Source organism: Bacillus sp. NPDC060175, from assembly GCF_042728695.1.
Classification (GTDB): Bacteria; Bacillota; Bacilli; order Bacillales; family Bacillaceae_G; genus Bacillus_A.
In genome coordinates this window covers 9,970-31,760 of the sequence record NZ_JBHWYR010000055.1, presented here as the reverse complement: position 1 = coordinate 31,760, position 21,791 = coordinate 9,970, and the positions used below count along the sequence as shown (strand labels likewise).

Below are 21,791 nucleotides of genomic sequence, written 5' to 3'. Positions count from 1 at the left end.
TATATACTCTAAACATCACTTATCCTTTCCTTTCCTCACTTCGATATTTTCAAAAAATTTGACAGTGCTATTTCTTATTTGTATAAATTTTTTTACAGTGTGTAAAGAAAGTGAATCTTGAGTTGATGTTTTTTTCATTCTCCCACTGTTAATTGAAGTAATCTGTTTTTCACGAGCAGCCCACCGCCCACAAATAATGGGCTAAATTTCTTATCTTCTCTAAAACATATGTAATTCCCACTATCTTTTTCTCTAAAGATATTTTTTGGCACGCTATTTGCTTTATTCAATACTGTGAAAAGGGGGAATTAACATGACTTTAAGAATTAATAAAATCCAAAATCAACTAAAAAACTATGAAATTGACGGATTACTTATTACAAAAAAAGAAAATCGCCAATATGCAACAGGCTTTACAGGTAGCGCTGGCGTCGTCTTAATCTCTGCGGATAACGCTGTTTTTATAACTGATTTCCGCTATGTAGATCAAGCGAAATCACAAATAAAAGACGCAGAAATCATTATGCATAAAGGAAATTTAGAAAAAGAAGTTGCAAATCAAGTATCCAAATTAAACATTCAAAAACTTGGAATTGAAGAAAATAACATGACATTGCAACAATATAAGAACTTACAAAAATATATGAAGGCAGAAATGGTTCAGGTGTGTGAAATCATCGAAGATATTCGTATTATTAAAGACACACCCGAAATAGAAACAATGAAAATTGCCGCTACTATTGCTGACGAAGCTTTCCAACACATTCTCAGCTTTCTAAAACCGGGAATAAGCGAAACTGAAGTCCGAGATGAATTAGAATTTTTCATGCGAAAAAAAGGAGCTACGTCCTCATCGTTTCAAATCATTGTAGCTTCTGGTGTTCGTTCTTCTCTTCCTCATGGCGTTGCATCAAATAAAATCATTGAACGAGGCGATATGATTACATTAGATTTCGGTGCACTTTACAACGGCTATTGTTCCGATATAACACGTACTGTAGCAATCGGCGAACCATCAGAAGAATTCAAAAAAATATATAATGTTGTATTAGAAGCATTGAAGCGTGGAACTGAAGCAATTAAACCTGGAGAAACTGCGAAAAGTATCGATGATATAACGAGAGATTACATTACAGAACATGGATACGGTCAATACTTTGGCCACTCTACCGGGCACGGTCTCGGGTTAGAAATACATGAACCGCTTCGCCTATCCCAAGAAAGTAAGGCAACTTTACAAGAAGGTATGGTTGTTACAGTTGAGCCGGGTATTTACATACCGAACTGGGGCGGTTGTAGAATTGAAGACGATATCGTCATTACAAAAGAAGGCTATGAGGTTATTACAAAGGCAAATCGGGAACTAATTGTCATTCCCTGTTAAAATTAAAGTAAGAAAGTGCGACCTTATTCGGTGGCACTTTCTTCTATTCATTAGCAAATATTATTTTATTCACTTTTTTAGCAATCACTACTATCGCTATTAGAATGCATATTAAATATAGCAATTTCGCGATAAATAACCACCCTTGAAACATTACAATTCCATCTATTATCTCATTTCCTTTCAATAACAAAAACGGAATCGTGCTAATTATAATAACAAACTCGATACTGAAAACAATTTTCTTTTTTCGGCTATATGCTTTCCATTCATTCCAGCGATACATAGGAGCAAAAATCAATACTCCTATACATAATATTACTGGTACCCATTCACTTTTAAGAAATTGTCCTGAAATGATAGATAATAGTAAACAACCGAGCACACCATAATACCCTATTTTTTCTCTCATTCGTACTACCTCCATTCTATCCTCTCTTTAATATGTAACTCCCTATTCTTATCATGACTCTTAGAAAAATAACGACTACAATTACAAGGTAAAGACCTTTCGCAGAAGACAACCACTGTTGAAAAATAGGCATTTTCTCCATTTGCTTCTGACCCTCTACTAAAATAATCACTGCCACAAATGAACAAACAACAATGATACCTATCATAATTCCAATACTTTTCTTATTATGTTGTTTTATATCATCCCAACGGTATAACAGTATAAAAACAAACCCGAAAACAGGTATGATATTTATCCATTCATTGTTTGTAAATAAATTTAAAATGATTACTAGAATACAAGATATGATAAAGTGAAACTTTAATCAGTGGGGGGCCATCCCCACTGATTATTAGTTGAACCAATCGGGCTTTTATGGGCAGTTGATCTCCCGCCTAACTCCCCCGCATTCGCAAATTTTGAGGTGGGAGTCTTACTGCCGTTAATGCGGGATGGATCCCCAAAAACCAATTTTTTTGCGCATAACCCCTCCTTAAATTCCATTTTTAGGATTAATTGTATTGTAACATCCATTTTATATTCTTACCATTACAGTACATGAAATTTTTTTCCTATACTCACATACTTTCACTGCTTTCATACAATGAACTACACGAATGCCTAAAGGATGTGAATGTTATGGGAGTTGAATTAACGCTTTTACATGCTCTCTATATCCTTTGTTTACTAACCATTATTACCTTCTTTATTTTTAGAAAAGATACGACGATTATTTGTATCGTTTTTATCTTTTTATTGGCATTAACCGCAACAGGTTCTATCCCTCTTGCCATTAGTGGTATCTTTCAAAGTTTCATTTACGCCATTACCGAACTATTACCAACTATATTAATCATCTCCATTATCGTATCAATGAGCAATCTACTCGTTCATACCGGCATAAATGATACGATGATTTCACCATTTACAAAAATGATTCGTACACCTGCACATGCCTACTGGATTATCGGTCTTTTAATGATGACAATTTCCTTTTTCTTTTGGCCTTCTCCAGCTGTCGCCTTAATGGGGGCCATTTTATTACCAGTCGCTGTACGCGTCGGCCTTCCGCCAATTGGAGTCGCAATCGCTATGAACTTATTCGGACACGGCATCGCCTTATCTGGTGACTTCGTTATTCAAGGTGCACCGAAGTTAACAGCGGATGCTGCTGGTCTTCCTGTTTCCAGTGTTGTTTCTGCCAGTGTTCCGCTCGTTATCGTTATGGGTATTGTGACAACTTCCGTCGCATTTTTCTTCTTACGAAAAGAATTTCATACAGGCTTATCTATACAAGAATCTCCCCCATCAACCGAGCCTTCTAAAACCCTCATCCCATTATCTCCTCGGGCAAAGAAATGGCTTGCCATATGTATCCCTATCGTATATATCATTGATATCCTTTGCATGATTCAGTTTAAACTACAAGGAAGCGACGCAACAGCACTTATCGGCGGGACGACTGTTATTATGATTATCATCATTTCTCTCATCGCCTACAAAGGAAATGGACTAAATAAAACGACCGATTATTTTATAGAAGGACTCCAATTTGGATTTAAAATTTTCGGTCCAGTTATTCCAATTGCTGCACTCTTTTATTTAGGAGATAGCGGCTTTGTGAAAATTATCGGGGACTATTTACCGAAAGGTTCACATGGAATCATTAACGACTTAGGAATCGCCTTATCTCAAACTGTTCCTTTAAACCAATATGTATCGGCAGGAACATTAACTATCGTTGGTGTCATAACAGGCTTAGATGGATCTGGCTTTTCCGGTATATCACTTGCTGGTTCGATTGCCAATCTTTTCGGAACAGCACTTGGGCATGGAACAGCTACATTAACAGCACTCGGGCAAATTGCAGCAATCTGGACCGGCGGTGGCACTTTAATTCCTTGGGCGCTTATTCCTGCCGCTGCCATATGCAAAGTAGATCCGTTTGAACTTGCACGCCGAAACTTTTTACCAGTTGTGATTGGCTTAATCGTCACCACGATCGTTGCGATGTTTATTCTATAGCGTAGGCGAGTATTCTCTTGCTTACGTTTTTTATTGTGAAATCAATCATTTATTACTGACTTTCAAAAGGGATTATGTATATGTTAGCGAAGTTATATTAGGAGAGTATTTATTTCAAAACATTTACGAGAAACAGATTACTTCAATTAGAAAAGGGGACATAACTATGAATGAATTGATTTTCGTCTTATTTCTTTGTCCATTACTTATCTTTATCGTTTCTGTTATTGGAACACGTAGAACGAGAACGTACTATGTAATGCCAATTGTAACGTTTGCTAGTTTTTTAATAGTAGGTGCTATCGCCTTCCCTCCAAAGTTTTTCTTTTGGGTCGGTATGTATAGTATCTTCTCATTTATTATTTCTTATATGACTCTATTGTTTGTGAGAGGATATGAAGTAGCAGAAAACAATAAGTAGTTATTAGTGAGGAGATTGTAATATGATTTTCTTTGATATCGATGGAACTTTACATAAAATTTTAGCAATGATATAAAAAGACGACCGCGTTCCCCCGCAGTCGTCTTTTTTCATGTTACGCTGTGATCCAAGCCTCATTAGCTGGATTTTTACGCCACTCTTGTAATTTTTTCGTTTCAGCTTGTCCGATCATACCTTTTTCTGCTGCAACTTCAGTTAATGCACTGTAATCACTTAAAGAATATGATGCTACGTTTGCTGCTTCTAGTTTCTCTTTTCCTGACTCAAGCTCGTACGTGAAGATTGATACGATTCCTAATACTTCACAGCCAGCTTCGCGAAGTGCTTCTACACATGTAATTGCACTACCGCCAGTTGAAATTAAATCTTCTACTACTACTACTTTTTGACCTTTTTCAGCTTTTCCTTCGATTTGGTTCCCTTTACCGTGACCTTTTGCCTTGCTACGTACGTAGCACATTGGTAAATCCATACGATCACTTACCCATGCAGCGTGCGCAATACCAGCAGTTGCTGTTCCTGCAATAACTTCTACAGTTGGGAAGTGCTCTTTAATTAACTCTTCTAATCCAGCTGCAATCGCTTGGCGTACTTTTGGATAAGATAAAGTTAAACGATTATCACAATAAATTGGTGATTTCATACCAGAAGACCAAGTGAATGGATCATTCGGTTGTAAAAATACTGCTCCAATTTCTAATAAATGCGATGCGATTTCTTTTTTCATACTGTTACACCTTCCCACTGTTGTTTTACTATTTTATACGCTTCAAGCGGATTTTCTGCTTTTGTAATACTACGTCCAACTACGATGTAGCTTGAACCAAGTTCCCTCGCACGTTTCGGTGTTGCAACGCGCACTTGGTCATTCACATCATCACTTGCAAGACGAATCCCCGGTGTTACTGTTACAAATTCATTTCCGCATACTTCACGTAATTTTGGTACTTCAAGTGTTGAACAAACAACGCCATCAAGTCCACTTTCTTTCGTTAATTTTGCATAATGAGCAACCGCTTCTTCTAACGTTTTCTCAATACCAATCTCTTTTTTCATCATAGCTTCCGAAGTGCTTGTTAGTTGTGTAACTGCAATACAAATCGGTCTCTCTTTTCCTTCTTGCTTACCTTCCTCTAATCCCTCAATCGCAGCTTTCATCATACTACTTCCCCCAGCAGCATGAACATTTACCATATCTACATCTAGACTAGCTAGGCTACGCATAGCGCTCTTTACCGTATTCGGAATATCATGAAGTTTTAAATCTAGAAAAATCTTATGTCCTTTTTCTTTTAAGTACGTAATAATTGCAGGACCCTCTTTGTAAAATAACTCCATACCCACTTTGACAAATAACTCTTCCCCTTCAAAATGATATAAGAATTGTTCTACCTCTTGTTTCCCAGGAAAATCTAGTGCAACAATTAGCGACTGTGACATACTTACTTCCAGCTCCTTCCTTGACATTCCGAAATGTGATCAAATCCTAATTCATCTAGTAATGCTGGTAATTCTTCAATAATTGTCGGACATACGAACGGATCAATAAAGTTCGCCGTTCCAACTGCAACCGCGCTTGCGCCAGCATAGAAGAATTCAATTACATCTTCCGCTGTTTCAATACCACCCATTCCGATAATCGGAATGTTAACCGCTTGACTTACTTCATGTACCATACGAATTGCTACTGGCTTAATCGCAGGCCCTGATAGTCCGCCCGTACGGTTTGCTAAAATTGGTTTTGCAGTTTTTAAATCTAGACGCATACCAAGCAATGTATTAATCATCGTTAAACCGTCCGCACCCGCATTTTCAATTGCTTTTGCAATTTCCACAATGTTTGCCACGTTCGGTGACAATTTCACATATACCGGTACTTCAGAAACCTCTTTTACTCGCTTCGTTAAATCAGCAGCAATTTCAGGATTTGTACCAAAAGCGATACCACCCGTTTTTACGTTTGGACAAGAAATATTTAATTCTAGCGCATGAACATTAGGTGCCTTTGAAATTGCCTTCGCAACCGCTACGTAATCCTCAGCTTGTGAACCCGCAACGTTTGCAATAATCGGAAGATCAAATTGCTCGAGAAAAGGTAATTCAGAATTCATTACCTTTTCTAATCCAGGGTTTTGAAGCCCGATTGCATTTAGCATTCCGCCTGGTGTTTCAGCAACACGAGGCGTTGGGTTTCCATAACGAGGTTGTTCTGTTGTCGCTTTAATCATAATTGATCCAAGTACACTTAAATCATAGAACTGTGCATACTCACGACCAAATCCGAAGCAACCAGATGCTGGGATGATTGGATTTTTTAATGATAACCCTGGTAATTCAACTTGCAATCTGTTCATAGTACAACCTCCCCGATTGGAAATACTGGTCCGTCGCTACACACCTTCTTGTAAGAATGTCCACTCGGATCTGCTTGTAAATGGCATACACACGCGAAACATGCTCCGATGCCACAGCCCATACGTTCTTCTAATGAAATGTAGGCTTTTCTCTCCTTATAGCGTCCTTCTAATGCACGAAGCATCGCTAAAGGTCCACATGAGTAGAGAATGTCAAAGTCAATTCCATAGCTATCAATTACATCTGTTACAAACCCTTTTGTACCATGTGTACCATCAACTGTTGCAACATACGTATCACCAAGTTCTGCGAATTTCTCTTCATAGAAGACAACATCTTTCGTTTGGAAACCTAAGATGTGAATAACGCGTACTCCTTTTGCTACAAGACGCTGTGACAATTCATATAGTGGTGGTACACCAATTCCGCCACCAACTAATAGAGCCGTTTGTCCAGATTCCGCTTCTTCTACAGGAAATCCATGCCCAAGTGGTCCTAACACATCTACAAGTTCACCTTGTTTTCTTTTCGCTAATGTTTTTGTCCCTTGTCCTTCCGCACGATATAGCATTGTAAATTCGTTCTTGTCTTGATCGACATTACAAATACTAATTGGGCGGCGCAGAAGGGGCGTAATGCCCTCTGCTACCTTAATGTGTACAAACTGCCCTGGATCGTTCATTTGCTGCACTAAATCCCCTTGAAGCACTAATTCGTAAATGTTTTTTGCGATTTCTTTTTGGTTAACGACGATCATATTTTGCTTTTGCATCATGCATGTACCACCTCGTGACGCTTCGTTTGCGTAATTTCTTTCATTGAATGAGCTGAGAATGTCATAGATTCTAATACTCTCAAGATTGCTCTCGTTGTATCAAGTGATGTTAAGCAAGCCACACCATTTTCTACTGATTCACGGCGAATGCGGAAACCATCACGCGCTGGTTGTTTTCCTTTTGTTAATGTATTGATTACAAACTGCGCTTTCCCTTGACGGATAATATCAAGTAAGTTGTAGTCTTCAGAATCAATTTTGTTTACAACTTGCACCGGAATGTTTTGTTCTGTTAGCGATTGTGCTGTTCCTGCTGTTGCTAATAAGTTATAGCCGATTTCATGGAAGCGTTTTGCAATTTCCAGCGCTTCTTCTTTATCTTTATCCGCTACAGTGATGATTACTGATCCGTGCGTTGGAATGTTAATTCCTGAAGCAACAAGTCCTTTATATAATGCTTTTTCAAGCGTTAAATCTTTACCCATTACTTCCCCTGTTGATTTCATTTCAGGCCCTAATGTTGTATCAACTGAGCGTAGTTTCGCAAATGAGAATACCGGTGCTTTTACATACACTTCCTTCTCTTCTGGGTGATAGCCAGTTCCATATCCTTGTTCTACAAGGTTTTGACCTAAAATAACTTTCGTTGCGATATTTGCCATCGGTACGCCTGTAATTTTACTTAAGAATGGTACTGTACGGCTCGCACGTGGATTTACTTCAATTACATACACTTCATCTTTGAATACTACAAACTGAATGTTTAGTAATCCAACAATGTTTAAACCTTTTCCAAGCGCAATTGTATGTTCAATAATTTGTTCTTTTAGTTTTTCAGATAAGCTCTGTGGTGGATATACTCCAATTGAATCCCCAGAGTGAACTCCAGCGCGTTCGATATGTTCCATAATACCTGGAATGAATACATTCTCACCGTCTGAAATTGCATCTACTTCAATTTCTTTACCAACCATATAACGGTCGATTAATACTGGGTGATCTGCGTGAACTTTAACCGCATTTTTCATGTAGTGCAGTAATTCTTCTTGACGATATACGATTTCCATCGCACGTCCACCTAGTACGTAAGATGGTCTTACTAATACTGGGTAACCAATTTTGTCAGCGATCGCTACTGCTTGCTCTACAGTCGTTGCTGTTTTACCAACTGGTTGCGGGATACCAAGCTTTGTTAAAGCTGCTTCAAACTTATCACGATCTTCTGCACGGTCTAAATCTTCAAGTGATGTTCCTAAGATTTTCACACCGTGTGCTTCTAATTTAGCTGCTAAGTTAATTGCCGTTTGTCCACCGAATTGGACGATAACACCTTCTGGCTTTTCTAAATCGATAATGTGCATTACATCTTCGATTGTTAATGGTTCAAAGTATAATTTGTCAGAAATACTGAAGTCTGTTGAAACTGTTTCTGGGTTGTTATTAACAATGATTGCCTCATATCCAGCTTCTTTTATTGCCCATACAGAGTGAACTGTTGCATAATCAAACTCAACACCTTGACCAATACGGATTGGACCAGATCCTAGCACAACTACACTCTTACGATCTGTTACAATCGATTCATTCTCGTCACCATATGTGCTGTAGTAGTATGGTGTTGCAGATTCAAACTCTGCCGCACAAGTATCTACCATCTTATAAACAGGAGTCATATTGCTTTCTTTACGCATAGCGTAAATTTCACGCTCTGTTTTGTTCCAAGCATTGGCGATGTAATGGTCACTGAAGCCCATTTCTTTCGCAGATTGTAACACTTCCATATTTCCTACATTCGCTTTTACTTCGCGTTCCATGTTTACGATGTTTTCAACTTTTTGTAAGAAGAAGAAGTCCATTTCACACCATTCGTTGATTTCTTCTTTCGTTACACCTTGACGGATTGCTTCTGCTACAACGAACAGACGCTCGTCATCAGCTTTTATAATACGCTTTTTCATCGTTTCTTTATCAAGCTCTTTTAAGTGGTCTAACTCTAGGTGATAAACGCCAAGCTCTAAAGAACGGATCGCTTTTAATAATGATTGTTCTAAGTTACGTCCGATTGACATAACTTCACCAGTTGCCTTCATTTGTGTACCAAGTGTTCTGTTTGCTGATTCAAACTTATCAAATGGCCAACGTGGAATTTTTGAAACAACATAGTCTAATGCTGGCTCGAAGCAAGCGTATGTTTTTTGTGTTACTGGGTTTACAATTTCATCTAATGTTAAACCGACTGCAATTTTCGCCGCTAGCTTCGCAATTGGATATCCAGTTGCTTTAGATGCTAGTGCAGACGAACGACTCACACGCGGGTTTACTTCGATTACATAGTATTGGAAGCTATGTGGATCAAGTGCAAGCTGAACGTTACATCCACCTTCAATTCCTAATGCACGAATAATTCTTAATGAAGTGTTTCGTAACATTTGATACTCACGGTCACTTAATGTTTGGCTCGGTGCTACAACGATAGAATCACCTGTGTGAACCCCAACCGGATCGATATTTTCCATGTTACATACTACAATCGCGTTATCATTCGAATCGCGCATTACTTCATATTCAATTTCCTTACAACCAGCAATACTCTTTTCTAATAGACATTGTGTTACTGGACTATGTTTTAATCCACCTGATACGATTTCAATTAGTTCTTCTTCATTATTACAGATTCCGCCACCTGTTCCCCCCATTGTAAATGCTGGGCGAACAATAACTGGATAACCAATTTCTTTTACAAATTCATGTGCTTCTTCCAGCGTATGAATAATCGTGCTAGATGGAATTGGTTCATTTAATTCCTGCATTAATGTACGGAATAAATCACGATCCTCGGCTTGCTCGATTGCTGATAATTTTGTTCCTAAAATTTCAACTCCGCACTCTTCAAGTATGCCTGATTTCGCAAGTTCAACCGCCATGTTTAGGCCTGTTTGACCACCTAATGTTGGTAGGAGTGCATCTGGACGTTCTTTACGAATGATACGGCTTACGAATTCTAATGTTAATGGTTCTATATATACTTTATCTGCTGTTGCAGTATCTGTCATAATTGTTGCTGGGTTAGAGTTAACAAGGATTACTTTGTAACCTTCTTCTCTAAGAGATTGACAAGCTTGTGTTCCAGAATAATCAAACTCTGCTGCTTGCCCAATTACAATTGGTCCTGATCCGATTACTAAAATTGTATTAATGTCTAGGCGTTTTGGCATAACTCTTCCCCTTCTTTCTTGAAGTTTTCAATCATTGCTAAGAAATCTTCGAATAAATCATTTGCATCTTCTGGTCCTGCAGAAGCTTCTGGATGGTATTGTACTGTAAATGCTGGGAACTTCGTATGACGAAGGCCTTCTACTGTTCCGTCGTTTAAAGCAACATGCGTAATTTCAAGATCTATATTTTCAACTGACTCTTCTTCTACTGCGTAACCATGGTTTTGAGAAGTGATTGCTACTTTTCCAGTTGCAATATTTTTTACTGGATGATTTAAACCACGGTGACCGAATTTTAACTTACTTGTATTTGCACCAGATGCTAGCGCGAACAATTGATGTCCTAGGCAAATCCCGAATAAAGGAACTTTACCAATAATGTCTTTTAACATTTCAATTGCTTCTGGTACATCTTTTGGGTCCCCAGGTCCATTACTTAACATAATTCCATCTGGGCTAAGGCGTAAAATTTCTTCTGCTGTTGTATTGTAAGGTACAACAATTACATCACAGTCACGCTTATTTAATTCTCGTAAAATACCATGTTTCATTCCGAAGTCTACAAGTACAACGCGATGACCACGGCCTGGACTTGGGTATGGATCTTTTGTTGATACGCGTTTCACATGATCTGTAAAGACAGTTGCTTTCAATTGGCTAACGATGTCCTCTACATCCACATCCATATTACAAAGACGTCCGCGTAAAGTTCCATATTCACGAATTTTTCTTGTTAATTTTCTCGTATCAATTCCTGCTAATCCTGGGATATTTCTTTCTTTCAAGTAATCATTTAACGAAATTTCATTACGAAAGTTTGATGGGTGATCACAAATTTCGTTTACGATTAAACCATTTACAGATGGGTGAATTGATTCAAAATCATCACGGTTAATGCCGTAGTTTCCGATTAATGGATACGTAAATGTTACGATTTGACCGCAGTATGAGGGATCAGATAAAGTTTCTTGATATCCAGTCATCCCAGTTGTAAATACAACCTCACCTGACTTTTCGATTTCTCCTCCGAAACCTTTTCCAATTAATACTGTTCCATCTTCTAAGATAAGTTGTCTTTTCATACTAATGCACTCTCCTTTTGCCATGCGATCTTACCACCAACGATTGTCATAACCGGCCAACCTTGGCATTTCCAACCTGCGAATGGTGTATTTTTTCCTTTTGATAAGAATGTTGTTGGATCAATTTTTTCTTCTTGTTCTAAATCGATAATTGTAATATCAGCTGTTCTACCTTCTGTTAGGCGCCCTGCTTCTAAACCGAATGTGTCCGCCGGTTTTTCTGTTAAGAATTGAATTAGTTGCTCTAATGTAATGATTCCTTTTTTCACAAGGTTCGTATATAAAAGTGGGAATGCTGTTTCAAAACCAGTAATTCCGAACGGTGCTCTTTCAATCCCTTGCGCTTTCTCTTCTGCAGTATGCGGTGCATGGTCAGTTGCAATCATATCAATTGTTCCATCTAATAGTCCTTCAATTAACGCTGCATGATCTTCTTTTCCTCGAAGCGGTGGATTCATTTTAAAGTTAGGATCAGCCGATGGGATATCATCTTCACATAATACTAAGTGATGCGGTGTTACTTCTGCTGTCACCTTAATTCCAGCACGTTTCGCGTCACGGATTACACGTACAGATCCTTTTGTACTTACGTGACATACGTGGTAGTGACAATTTGCAGCTTCCGCAAGTAAGATGTCCCGGGCAATATGTACGGATTCACATACTGATGGGATACCGTTTAATCCGTGTTTCTCAGAAAACTTCCCTTCATGTACACATCCTTTATTAATAAGTGTGTTCTCTTCACAGTGTGCAACAACTGCCATATTTAATTTCGATGCACGCTTCATTGCAGCTAACATCATGCTTGCATCTTGCACGCCTACTCCATCATCAGTGAAAGCGAATGCCCCAAGTTCTTTTAACTTTTCAAAATCAGTCATTTCAGAACCTGCTTGACGTACTGTAATTGCTCCATATGGTAATACATTTACATGTGCTTTTTCTTTAATACGCTTTTGCAGTTCTTCCATATGTTCTTTACAATCTGGTACTGGGCGTGTGTTTGGCATTGCGCAAATTGTAGTAAATCCACCTTTTGCTGCTGCAAGTGTTCCTGTTTCAATTGTTTCTTTATGTTCACCACCTGGTTCACGAAGATGAACGTGTACATCTACTAATCCAGGTGCGATTAACTTTCCATTTACATCGATTACTTCAGCATTATCTGCCGTAATATTTTCTGCTACCTTCGCAATTTTACCGTCTTGTACGAGAAGATCTGTTGCCACGATTTTTCCTTCTTCATTCATATAACGACCATTTTTAAACAAATAATTCATGTTTCATTCCTCCTAATACATTTGGTAAGGCGCGTTTTAGTACAGCCATTCTTACGTAAACTCCATTTTCCATTTGTTTAAATATGCGTGAACGCTCACACTCAACAAGTTCACTTGCAATTTCCACATCACGGTTGAAAGGAGCTGGATGCATAATAATGCTTCCTTCTTTCATACGTTTTTCTCTTTCAACTGTTAACCCATGTTGCTCGTGATACTCTTTCATAATGTCTGTTTCATAATGGTCATGACGCTCATGTTGTACACGAAGTAACATCATCACATCCACTTCTGGAACAAGTTCATCTAAACTCTTGTACGTTCCAAATGTGTTCTCTTCATCTTTCCAGTCTTCCGGGCTTGCAAAGTAAACTGTTGCGCCCAGTTTCGTTAATGCTTCTGCATTAGAACGTGCTACTCGGCTATGACGAACATCCCCAACTATTGCAACCTTCAAACCTTCAAATCTTCCAAACTCTTGTTTAATTGTTAGAAGATCGAGTAGACATTGCGTTGGATGATTTCCACATCCATCTCCAGCGTTCAAGATTGGGATATTCACCTGATCCTTTAATTCATCGAAGTAACGATCTTGCTCATGGCGGATGACTACCGCTTTTGTTCCGATTGATTCTAGTGTTCTTATCGTGTCGTATAAAGTTTCTCCTTTTTGTACGCTAGATGAATCTGCCGAAAAGTTTAACACGTCAAGTCCTAATCTCTTCTCAGCAACTTCGAAGCTAAATCTCGTTCTCGTACTATTCTCAAAGAACAAGTTCGCAACAAAAGTTTGCTTTGTTGTTTTTCTCTCTTTTCCATTCGCGAAATCTTCTGCGTCTTTTAGGATTTCTGAAATTTCTTGATCCGATAATTCACTCATCGTTAACAAATGGCTCATCGTCATCCCTCATCTTTCTGTTTTTTATGATAACACCACTGAATTTATATAACAACAACCGTATAAAAATACCCTAGCCTTTTGAGACTAGGGTGCGTTAAAGTAGCCACCCTTTTCTGTCTCACAGGACTGAATTAAAAGGTTGTTTTTATGAAGCAATCTGCTTAGATCGTTTTATTTGTTTCGTTTCTGGTAGTAGTAGATTTAACAGTACACCTACAATTGCTGCTAGTGCCATTCCTTCTACTTGGAACGATTCACCTACGTGTAGTACCGCCCCGCCAATACCGATTACTAGTATAACTGATGCAATCATTAAGTTTCGTTTGTCGCTTAAGTCTGTTTTATCGTCTACCATCATGCGTAAACCGCTTGATGCGATTACACCGAATAGTAAGATTGATACACCACCCATAACTGGTGTTGGAATCGAGTGGATCAGTGCTGAAATCTTCCCGATAAATCCAAACATGATTGCGAACACTGCTGAACCGATGAATAAGTATACACTGTATGCTCTCGTAATTGCTAGCACACCGATGTTTTCACCGTACGTTGTATTCGGTGGTCCACCTATTAGTGATGCGATCAATGTTGCTACCCCATCGCCGAAGATTGAACGATGTAAACCTGGTTTTTCAATTAAATCTCTTTTAATAACATTTCCAAGTACAATTTGATGTCCGATATGTTCTGAAATTGTTACTAGTGCAACTGGTACCATTAAGAGTACAATTTTCCATGAAAACTCCGGAGTATATGTTACAAACGGTACTGTAAAGTCTGGTATGACAAACCATTTTGCCTCAGCTACTGGCTTTAAATCTACTAGCCCTTGGAAGTAAGCGAATATATACCCGCCGATGATTCCAAGTAGAACTGGTATGATACTGAAAAACCCTCTTCCGAATATGGAGCAAATGATTGTAATTGCTAATGTTACTAATGCTACTGAAAAGTGTGTAATGCTATACTTACCATCCGCACCGTTCATCGCCATGTTCACCGCTGTATGTGCTAAAGCTAAACCGATTACCATTACGACTGGTCCAACTACGATTGGCGGAAGTAATTTCATAATCCATTCTGACCCAGATTTCTTAATTCCGAGTGAGATTAAGATGTACACAAGTCCCGCAAACATTCCTCCAAGCATCGCTGCTCCAGGTCCACCTGCTGTTTTCGCTGTAATAATTGGTGCAATAAAGGCGAATGATGATCCTAAATACGCCGGTACTTGACCTTTCGTTATTAGAAGAAACGCTAGCGTTCCTAATCCACTTGATATTAAAGCTACTGATGGATTCAGTCCTGTTAAAAACGGAACAAGCACTGTTGATCCAAACATCGCGAACAAATGTTGTATACTTAATAATAACCATTTTCCCGGTTTCGGTACTTCATGAATGTCTAACACTGGCTTTTGCTCCATTGTTACATCCTCCTTCAGTTTTAATTTTTGCAATAAAAAAACTCTTTGTGCCTGTGCACAAAGAGTCCTACACTTTCGTATGCCAAATTTGACATATGAAAGCCAAGACCCTTTGGCAGCCTCACAGGACTACATTTAAAAGGGCTTTACTTATCGTATATGCTTACTCGATCTTGTTGATCTGTCTCTTGCAAATCAACTTCGATACGCTCTTCACTAGATGTTGGAATGTTCTTTCCTACATAATCAGCGCGAATTGGTAATTCACGATGACCTCTATCAACAAGAACAGCCAATTGGATTTGTGATGGTCTACCTAAATCCATAAGAGCATCCATTGCTGCTCGAACTGTTCTTCCTGTATATAACACATCATCCACAAGGATAACTTTTTTCTTCGTAATATCTACAGGAATATCAGAACCTTTTACAAGTGGTTCTTTATGTTTCGATTGTAGTGTTAAATCATCACGATATAACGTAATATCTAACTCTCCTACTTCCATCGCTTTTCCTTCAATTTGACCAATTCGTTCTGCCAAACGTTGTGCAATAAAAATTCCACGTGTTTTTATTCCGACAAGAACACAATTATCGACACCTTTATTTCGTTCCACGATTTCATGACTAATTCGTGTTAAAGCGCGGCGAATCATTTGGTCATCTAAAACGACAGCTTTCTCTTGCATGCTCTACACCTCCAAGCTTTTTTTCTTGCGTGAGAGTAATGGTATAAAAAAAGTCCTCTCAGCGTGTGCGAGAGGACTTTTGAAAAAAGGGTACAGATACCCTAAGTATTTCAAACCGTTACCTTCTCAACCTCACGGGGCTGTGTTAAAGGATCATTATTTAACTGTTGTCAGTATCTCAGTTTTCTTATGATTTGTCAATACTATTTCCGTAAAATATTTAGTGCTTCTTCAAACACTTCTGGAATCGGTGCCTCAAACTCAATATATTCACCAGTACGAGGGTGATCGAAACCTAAAATCCCTGCATGAAGTGCTTGTCCATCCATATCTAATGTTTTCTTCGGACCATACTTTGGATCCCCTGCAAGTGGATAACCAATATATTTCATATGAACACGAATTTGGTGTGTACGTCCCGTTTCTAAGCGACATTCTACAAGTGTGAAATCCTTAAATCGCTCTAACACTTGGAAATGTGTAACAGCATTCTTACCATTTTCATCAACGGTCATACTTTGACGTTCTTTTTTATCACGACCAATTGGAGCATCAATTGTTCCTTTATCATGTGGAATTACACCATGTACAATCGCTTTGTAGCGTCTTGTTACCGTTTTTGCTACAAGTTGATTTACAAGTGATTCGTGCGCCACATCATTTTTAGCAACCATTAATAATCCAGATGTATCCTTATCAATACGGTGTACTATACCAGGACGCATTACACCGTTAATACCTGATAGGTCTGTACAATGATGCATAAGTCCGTTTACAAGCGTACCCTTCGTATGCCCTGGTGCTGGATGTACTACCATGCCACGCGGCTTATTTACAACTAGTACATCGGCATCTTCATAATAAACTTCTAAATTCATATCTTCCGGTTGAATATCTAACTCTTCTGGCTCGGGAATTGTTACTGTAATTTCATCATTTCCTTTTACTTTATAATTCCCTTTAACTGATTTCCCATTTACTGTCACAACAGCATCTTTAATCCATTGCTGCACTTGTGAACGTGACCATTCACTGTTTATTTCTGCAACGAATTTATCAATTCGCTCGCTTTTTTGTTCTTCTGCAACTGTTACTTGTACTACTTCACTCATTCAATTACTCCTTCGTTTTCTTTCCTTCTAATACTGTTTGAATAATAATTAATACAACTCCAATACATAATGCTGAGTCAGCTATATTGAATACTGGATAGTTGTACGAGAAAATATACACGTGAATGAAATCCACTACTTCTTGTCTAAATACACGATCAATAAAATTGCCAATTGCTCCGCCTAAAATTAGACCTAATGAAATACCTAGAAGCTTGTCCGTTTTCGCATATTTTTTCATATAAAATACGATAAATGCTACGAAAATGACTGTAATAATGTAGAAAAACCACATTTTATTTTCTAAAATACCCCAGGCAGCTCCTCTATTTCGATGTGATGTTATGTATAATACATTATCGATAATCGGAATGCTCGTACCCAATTCCATGTTCTTTACAATTAGCCACTTCGATATTTGATCGATGGCAATGACAAATAACGCTATTACATAATATATCATTTTCATTTCCCCCACAAAGACAGTGTACCTCAAAATTTTAGCATAGCTGCTACCTTTTCACAATGAACCTTTATAGAAGAATAAAATAAATTTAAAAAAGGTAACATAATATCGTTGTGCGTATTCATACATTTACCTTTTCATAGAAAAATTCATGAATAGTACGGGCAGTCGGCATTGTTTTCATTTGTTTGGTAGGAATCGCTCTTCCAGTTTCTTCACAAATACCGTACATATCTATTTCCATTTTAAACAATGCACGTTCTACATCTTTTAAATCCTCTTTTATATCATGTAATAGCAATTTTTTCTTTGTCTCTTCCTTTATTTCGTATCCAAGTTCTTGCCCAAATTCCATATAGTATGTGTGCATTACTTCTTTCGCCAGTCTATCTTGCAACTCTTTTCTCATCAATTGCAATTCTTCTTTTATTTCCATATAAATTTCATTCACGTGTACATTCCTCCCAGCTGCAATGTACAATTAGTGTATCCGAAATTTCCACGCTTACCTCACACACATTTTTCCTTCATAGGAAAGAGAGTGAAAGTTATTTCGATATATCATCAACAAAAAACTGACTGCTATTATGAGCAGTCAGTTTTTTCATTATTTTACATAGTTTTCTTTAACAACCGTTGCACAACGCTCACATAATGTTTCATGTTCCGCATCTTTACCGATTGTTTCTGAAACAACCCAACAACGTTCACATGTGTCACCCGTTGCCTGAGCTACAACAACCGCTGTATGCTCATACTTAGGCGCATCTGCTGGCGCTTCTTCTATCATACCACCAAGTTTATACTCAGAAACGATAAATAGTTGCTTTAAGTCTTCACTAATAGACTCTAACATAGCTTTCATTTCTACAGTTGGATATAGTGTAATACTTGCATTTAATGACTTACCAATTACTTTTTCATTACGAGCGACTTCTAACGCTTTTAATACGTCATCACGTAACGTCATAAATGCATCCCATTTTGTTTTTAACGCTTCAGCACCATCTATTTCTACAACTTCTGGCATATTAGTTAACTGTACGCTCTCTTCTTCTGCACCAGGAACATAAGGCCATACTTCATCAGCTGTATGAGGTAAGATTGGTGTTACAAGTTTTGTTAATGCAACAAGAACATCATATAATACTGTTTGAATTGCGCGGCGATCTTGGTGATTTGCACCTTCAATGTATAAAATGTCTTTCGCAAAGTCTAAATAGAATGAACTTAAATCAATTGTACAGAAGTTATGGATTGCATGATATACTGCTGCAAAGTCATATGCTTCATATGCTTCTTTCACTTTTGTAATTAAGTCATTTAATTTTACTAACATGTAACGGTCCACTTCACGAAGATCAGCTGCCGCCACTTTATTTTCACCTGGATTAAAGTCATCTAAGTTTCCTAATAAGAAACGGAATGTATTACGGATTTTACGATATACTTCTGCTACTTGTTTTAAAATATCATCTGAAATACGTACATCAGATTGATAGTCAACAGAAGAAACCCATAAGCGTAAAATATCTCCGCCTAATTGATCCATAATTTTCTTCGGTACGACGATGTTTCCAATCGACTTACTCATTTTACGTCCGTCACCATCTAGTACGAAACCGTGGCTTAGAACACCTTTATACGGTGCTTTACCTGTTACAGCAACTGCTGTTGATAATGAAGAGTTAAACCAACCACGATATTGGTCAGATCCTTCTAAATATAAATCTGCTGGACGTTGTAAATCATCACGCTCTTCTAATACCGCTTGGTGAGAAGAACCTGAATCAAACCATACATCCATAATGTCTGTTTCTTTACGGAATTCACCATTTGGGCTACCTGGATGTGTAAATCCTTCTGGTAATAGATCTTTCGCTTCACGCTCGAACCATACGTTAGAACCGTGTTCACGGAATAAATCTGCTACATTGCTAATTGTTTCATCTGTAATAATTGGGTCTCCATTTTCCGCATAAAATACTGGAATTGGTACACCCCATGCACGTTGACGAGAAATACACCAATCGCCACGGTCACGAACCATATTATGAAGACGAGTCTCACCCCATGCTGGCACCCATTTCGTTTCTTCAACAGCTTGTAATAATTCTTTACGGAATGCTTCAATAGATGCAAACCACTGTGCTGTTGCACGGAAAATAATTGGTTTTTTCGTTCTCCAATCATGTGGGTATGAATGCGTAATAAATGTTAACTTTAGTAACGCACCTACTTCTTCTAATTTTTCCGTAATTGGTTTATTAGCTTTATCGTAGAATATGCCTTCAAATCCAGGTGCTTCATTTGTTAACACACCTTTGTCATCAACTGGACAAAGAACTTCTAAACCATATTTCTTACCAACAAGGAAATCATCTTCCCCGTGTCCAGGCGCTGTATGAACACAACCTGTACCAGCATCTGTTGTAACGTGGTCACCTAGCATAACTAAAGAATCACGATCGTAGAATGGGTGTTTTGCAACTGTATACTCAAGTTCGCTACCTTTTACTGTTTTCACAACTTCAGCATTTTCCCACTCTAACGTTTTTTCAACTGTCTCAAATAGTTCAGAAGCAATAATATATTTCTCATCATTTACGTTCACAATAGCATATTCAAGTTCTGGATGAACAGAAATACCTAAGTTAGCAGGTAACGTCCAAGGTGTTGTTGTCCAAATAATGAATTTCTCATCACCTTCTAATACGTTCTTTCCGTCTTTTACAGGGAATGCTACGTAAATAGATGCTGATTTTTTATCTTGGTATTCAATTTCAGCTTCTGCTAAAGCTGATTCACTCGTTGGAGACCAGTAAACTGGTTTCTGTCCTTTATAGATATAACCTTTTTTCGCCATGTCACCAAACACTTTAATTTGTTGTGCTTCATAAGCAGGCTCTAAAGTAATGTATGGATTATCCCAATCTGCACGTACACCTAGACGCTTAAATTGTTCACGTTGACGTTCTACTTGTTCATATGCATACTCTGCACATAACTTACGGAATTCAGCAACTGTCATTTCTTTACGCTTTACACCTTTATTCGTTAAAGCTTGTTCAATTGGTAAACCGTGCGTATCCCAACCTGGCACATATGGTGCACAGTATCCTGTCATTGATTTAAAACGAACAATAAAGTCTTTTAACACTTTATTTAGTGCGTGTCCCATATGGATGTCACCATTTGCATATGGAGGTCCATCATGTAGTACAAATAAAGGACGACCTTTTGTATGTTCTTGTACCTTTTCATAAATATTCATTTCAGCCCATTTTTCTTGCATTGCAGGCTCACGTTTCGGTAAATTCCCACGCATCGGGAATTCTGTTTTTGGCATTAGTAATGTATTTTTGTACTCCATGCTCAATTCCTCCTTAAATATATAAACGACAGACCTTAAAAAAGGGAATAAAAAAGAGACCTCTCATCCCCAAAAAGGGACGAGAAAGTCTCCCGCGGTACCACCCTAGTAGATCCTATACGTATGTATAAAATCCTCTTTATATTCTTAACGCGAATATACGCCTACGCTTACTCCATTTGTTCAGCGCGGAACTCCAGGGTGATATTCCCATTATCTCCTTATCCTGAGCTTACACCATCCTCAGTTCGCTATATAAGGTATGAAAAAGGTACTTATCCCTATCTTCGTTTTTCTTAATAAATATGCTGTTTAAAATTATATGTAATAATGAGAAAAACGTCAAGCTTACACTGTTTCTTCTTTTTTCAACAGTTCGTCCACTTCGTCTTCTAACTCAATTAATTTGTCCCAATCATCGTTGCTTAACATTTCAAGCTGTGTTTCTAACAACATACGGAAACGAGTGCGGAATACTTTCGCTTGTTTCTTTAACTCATCAATATCAAATGCAACTTTTCTTGATTTCACTAATGCTTCATTAATAATACGATCTGCATTTTTTTCTGCTTCACGTACAATTAATTTTGCTTCTTTTTGTGCATTACGTTTCACTTCTTCAGCAGCTTCTTGTGCGACAATGATAGATTTGTTAAGCGTATCTTCAATATTAGAAAAATGATCTAACTTTCCTTCTAATTGTGCAACCTTTTCTTCTAAAGCTTTTTTCTCACGAATGACTAATTCATAATCTTTGATGATTTGATCAAGAAATTCATTTACTTGATCTTCATCGTAGCCACGGA

20 protein-coding genes and 1 other annotated feature are annotated in these 21,791 nt (G+C 38.0%); of the genes, 3 read left to right on the top strand and 17 right to left on the bottom strand.

Going from position 1 to position 21,791, the window contains the following annotated elements; genetic code table 11:
• Positions 1 to 313: 313 nt before the first annotated feature.
• Positions 314 to 1,384: a M24 family metallopeptidase gene (locus ACFWDE_RS22565; protein ID WP_016106014.1), complete on the top strand. Its 1,071-nt coding sequence runs from the start codon at positions 314 to 316 to the stop codon at positions 1,382 to 1,384.
• 43 nt (positions 1,385 to 1,427) lie between these two features.
• Here the strand turns inward: ACFWDE_RS22565 and ACFWDE_RS22560 are convergent, their stop codons facing one another.
• Together ACFWDE_RS22560 and ACFWDE_RS22555 are read right to left on the bottom strand one after the other, a co-directional pair.
• Positions 1,428 to 1,796, bottom strand: coding sequence for a YoqO family protein (locus ACFWDE_RS22560; RefSeq protein WP_377894822.1), 369 nt, complete (start codon positions 1,794 to 1,796; stop codon positions 1,428 to 1,430).
• 16 nt (positions 1,797 to 1,812) lie between these two features.
• Positions 1,813 to 2,148, bottom strand: a complete 336-nt coding sequence (locus ACFWDE_RS22555) for a YoqO family protein (RefSeq protein WP_377894823.1) — start codon at positions 2,146 to 2,148, stop codon at positions 1,813 to 1,815.
• Between the two features lie 329 nt (positions 2,149 to 2,477).
• On the opposite strand from ACFWDE_RS22555, the gene ACFWDE_RS22550 reads away from it, so the two are divergent.
• Together ACFWDE_RS22550 and ACFWDE_RS22545 are read left to right on the top strand one after the other, a co-directional pair.
• Entirely contained in the window at positions 2,478 to 3,863 is a 1,386-nt protein-coding gene (locus ACFWDE_RS22550) for a hypothetical protein (RefSeq protein ID WP_377894821.1), read from the top strand.
• Positions 3,864 to 4,029: 166 nt separating this feature from the next.
• The gene (locus ACFWDE_RS22545; RefSeq protein WP_002146056.1) at positions 4,030 to 4,284 is read left to right on the top strand and encodes a YbeF family protein; all 255 of its coding nucleotides are present in this window, start codon (positions 4,030 to 4,032) and stop codon (positions 4,282 to 4,284) included.
• Positions 4,285 to 4,399: 115 nt separating this feature from the next.
• Here the strand turns inward: ACFWDE_RS22545 and pyrE are convergent, their stop codons facing one another.
• From pyrE to divIVA, 15 genes are all read right to left on the bottom strand, one after another.
• The gene (pyrE, locus tag ACFWDE_RS22540) at positions 4,400 to 5,032 is read right to left on the bottom strand and encodes an orotate phosphoribosyltransferase (protein ID WP_000711457.1); all 633 of its coding nucleotides are present in this window, start codon (positions 5,030 to 5,032) and stop codon (positions 4,400 to 4,402) included.
• The gene (gene pyrF / locus ACFWDE_RS22535) at positions 5,029 to 5,745 is read right to left on the bottom strand and encodes an orotidine-5'-phosphate decarboxylase (RefSeq protein WP_002146054.1); all 717 of its coding nucleotides are present in this window, start codon (positions 5,743 to 5,745) and stop codon (positions 5,029 to 5,031) included. The genes pyrE and pyrF overlap by 4 nt, the downstream gene beginning before the upstream one ends.
• A gap of 2 nt (positions 5,746 to 5,747) precedes the next feature.
• Positions 5,748 to 6,659: a dihydroorotate oxidase B catalytic subunit gene (pyrD, locus tag ACFWDE_RS22530; protein WP_002111413.1), complete on the bottom strand. Its 912-nt coding sequence runs from the start codon at positions 6,657 to 6,659 to the stop codon at positions 5,748 to 5,750.
• A complete protein-coding gene (pyrK, locus tag ACFWDE_RS22525; protein WP_002088239.1) occupies positions 6,656 to 7,435 on the bottom strand; it encodes a dihydroorotate oxidase B electron transfer subunit in 780 nt (259 codons plus the stop codon). Before pyrK ends, pyrD begins: the two co-directional genes overlap by 4 nt.
• Entirely contained in the window at positions 7,432 to 10,650 is a 3,219-nt protein-coding gene (carB, locus tag ACFWDE_RS22520; protein ID WP_377894818.1) for a carbamoyl-phosphate synthase large subunit, read from the bottom strand. The genes pyrK and carB overlap by 4 nt, the downstream gene beginning before the upstream one ends.
• The gene (locus tag ACFWDE_RS22515) at positions 10,635 to 11,732 is read right to left on the bottom strand and encodes a carbamoyl phosphate synthase small subunit (RefSeq protein WP_377894816.1); all 1,098 of its coding nucleotides are present in this window, start codon (positions 11,730 to 11,732) and stop codon (positions 10,635 to 10,637) included. Before ACFWDE_RS22515 ends, carB begins: the two co-directional genes overlap by 16 nt.
• On the bottom strand, positions 11,729 to 13,015 hold the full coding sequence (pyrC, locus tag ACFWDE_RS22510) for a dihydroorotase (protein ID WP_377894814.1): 1,287 nt from the start codon (positions 13,013 to 13,015) through the stop codon (positions 11,729 to 11,731). Before pyrC ends, ACFWDE_RS22515 begins: the two co-directional genes overlap by 4 nt.
• Positions 12,999 to 13,913 carry an aspartate carbamoyltransferase gene (pyrB, locus tag ACFWDE_RS22505; RefSeq protein WP_377894811.1) on the bottom strand — a complete coding sequence of 305 codons (915 nt, stop codon included), beginning with the start codon at positions 13,911 to 13,913 and terminating at the stop codon, positions 12,999 to 13,001. The genes pyrC and pyrB overlap by 17 nt, the downstream gene beginning before the upstream one ends.
• A 148-nt stretch (positions 13,914 to 14,061) precedes the next feature.
• The gene (gene uraA / locus ACFWDE_RS22500) at positions 14,062 to 15,345 is read right to left on the bottom strand and encodes a uracil permease (protein ID WP_377894808.1); all 1,284 of its coding nucleotides are present in this window, start codon (positions 15,343 to 15,345) and stop codon (positions 14,062 to 14,064) included.
• Positions 15,346 to 15,491: 146 nt separating this feature from the next.
• Positions 15,492 to 16,034 (bottom strand): bifunctional pyrimidine operon transcriptional regulator/uracil phosphoribosyltransferase, encoded by a 543-nt coding sequence (gene pyrR, locus ACFWDE_RS22495; protein WP_377894805.1) that lies wholly within the window; start codon positions 16,032 to 16,034, stop codon positions 15,492 to 15,494.
• Positions 16,035 to 16,237: 203 nt separating this feature from the next.
• Positions 16,238 to 17,146, bottom strand: a complete 909-nt coding sequence (locus ACFWDE_RS22490) for an RluA family pseudouridine synthase (protein ID WP_377894803.1) — start codon at positions 17,144 to 17,146, stop codon at positions 16,238 to 16,240.
• Between the two features lie 4 nt (positions 17,147 to 17,150).
• A complete protein-coding gene (gene lspA / locus ACFWDE_RS22485) occupies positions 17,151 to 17,609 on the bottom strand; it encodes a lipoprotein signal peptidase LspA (protein WP_002088246.1) in 459 nt (152 codons plus the stop codon).
• A 124-nt stretch (positions 17,610 to 17,733) separates the two neighbouring features.
• Entirely contained in the window at positions 17,734 to 18,063 is a 330-nt protein-coding gene (locus ACFWDE_RS22480; RefSeq protein ID WP_002111422.1) for a TraR/DksA C4-type zinc finger protein, read from the bottom strand.
• Positions 18,064 to 18,219: 156 nt separating this feature from the next.
• Positions 18,220 to 20,985 (bottom strand): isoleucine--tRNA ligase, encoded by a 2,766-nt coding sequence (gene ileS2, locus ACFWDE_RS22475; RefSeq protein ID WP_377894800.1) that lies wholly within the window; start codon positions 20,983 to 20,985, stop codon positions 18,220 to 18,222.
• A 72-nt stretch (positions 20,986 to 21,057) separates the two neighbouring features.
• Positions 21,058 to 21,282 (bottom strand) — a binding site (T-box leader).
• Positions 21,283 to 21,333: 51 nt separating this feature from the next.
• The coding region (divIVA, locus tag ACFWDE_RS22470) for a septum site-determining protein DivIVA (protein ID WP_377894798.1) at positions 21,334 to 21,791 on the bottom strand (458 nt) is incomplete at its 5' end.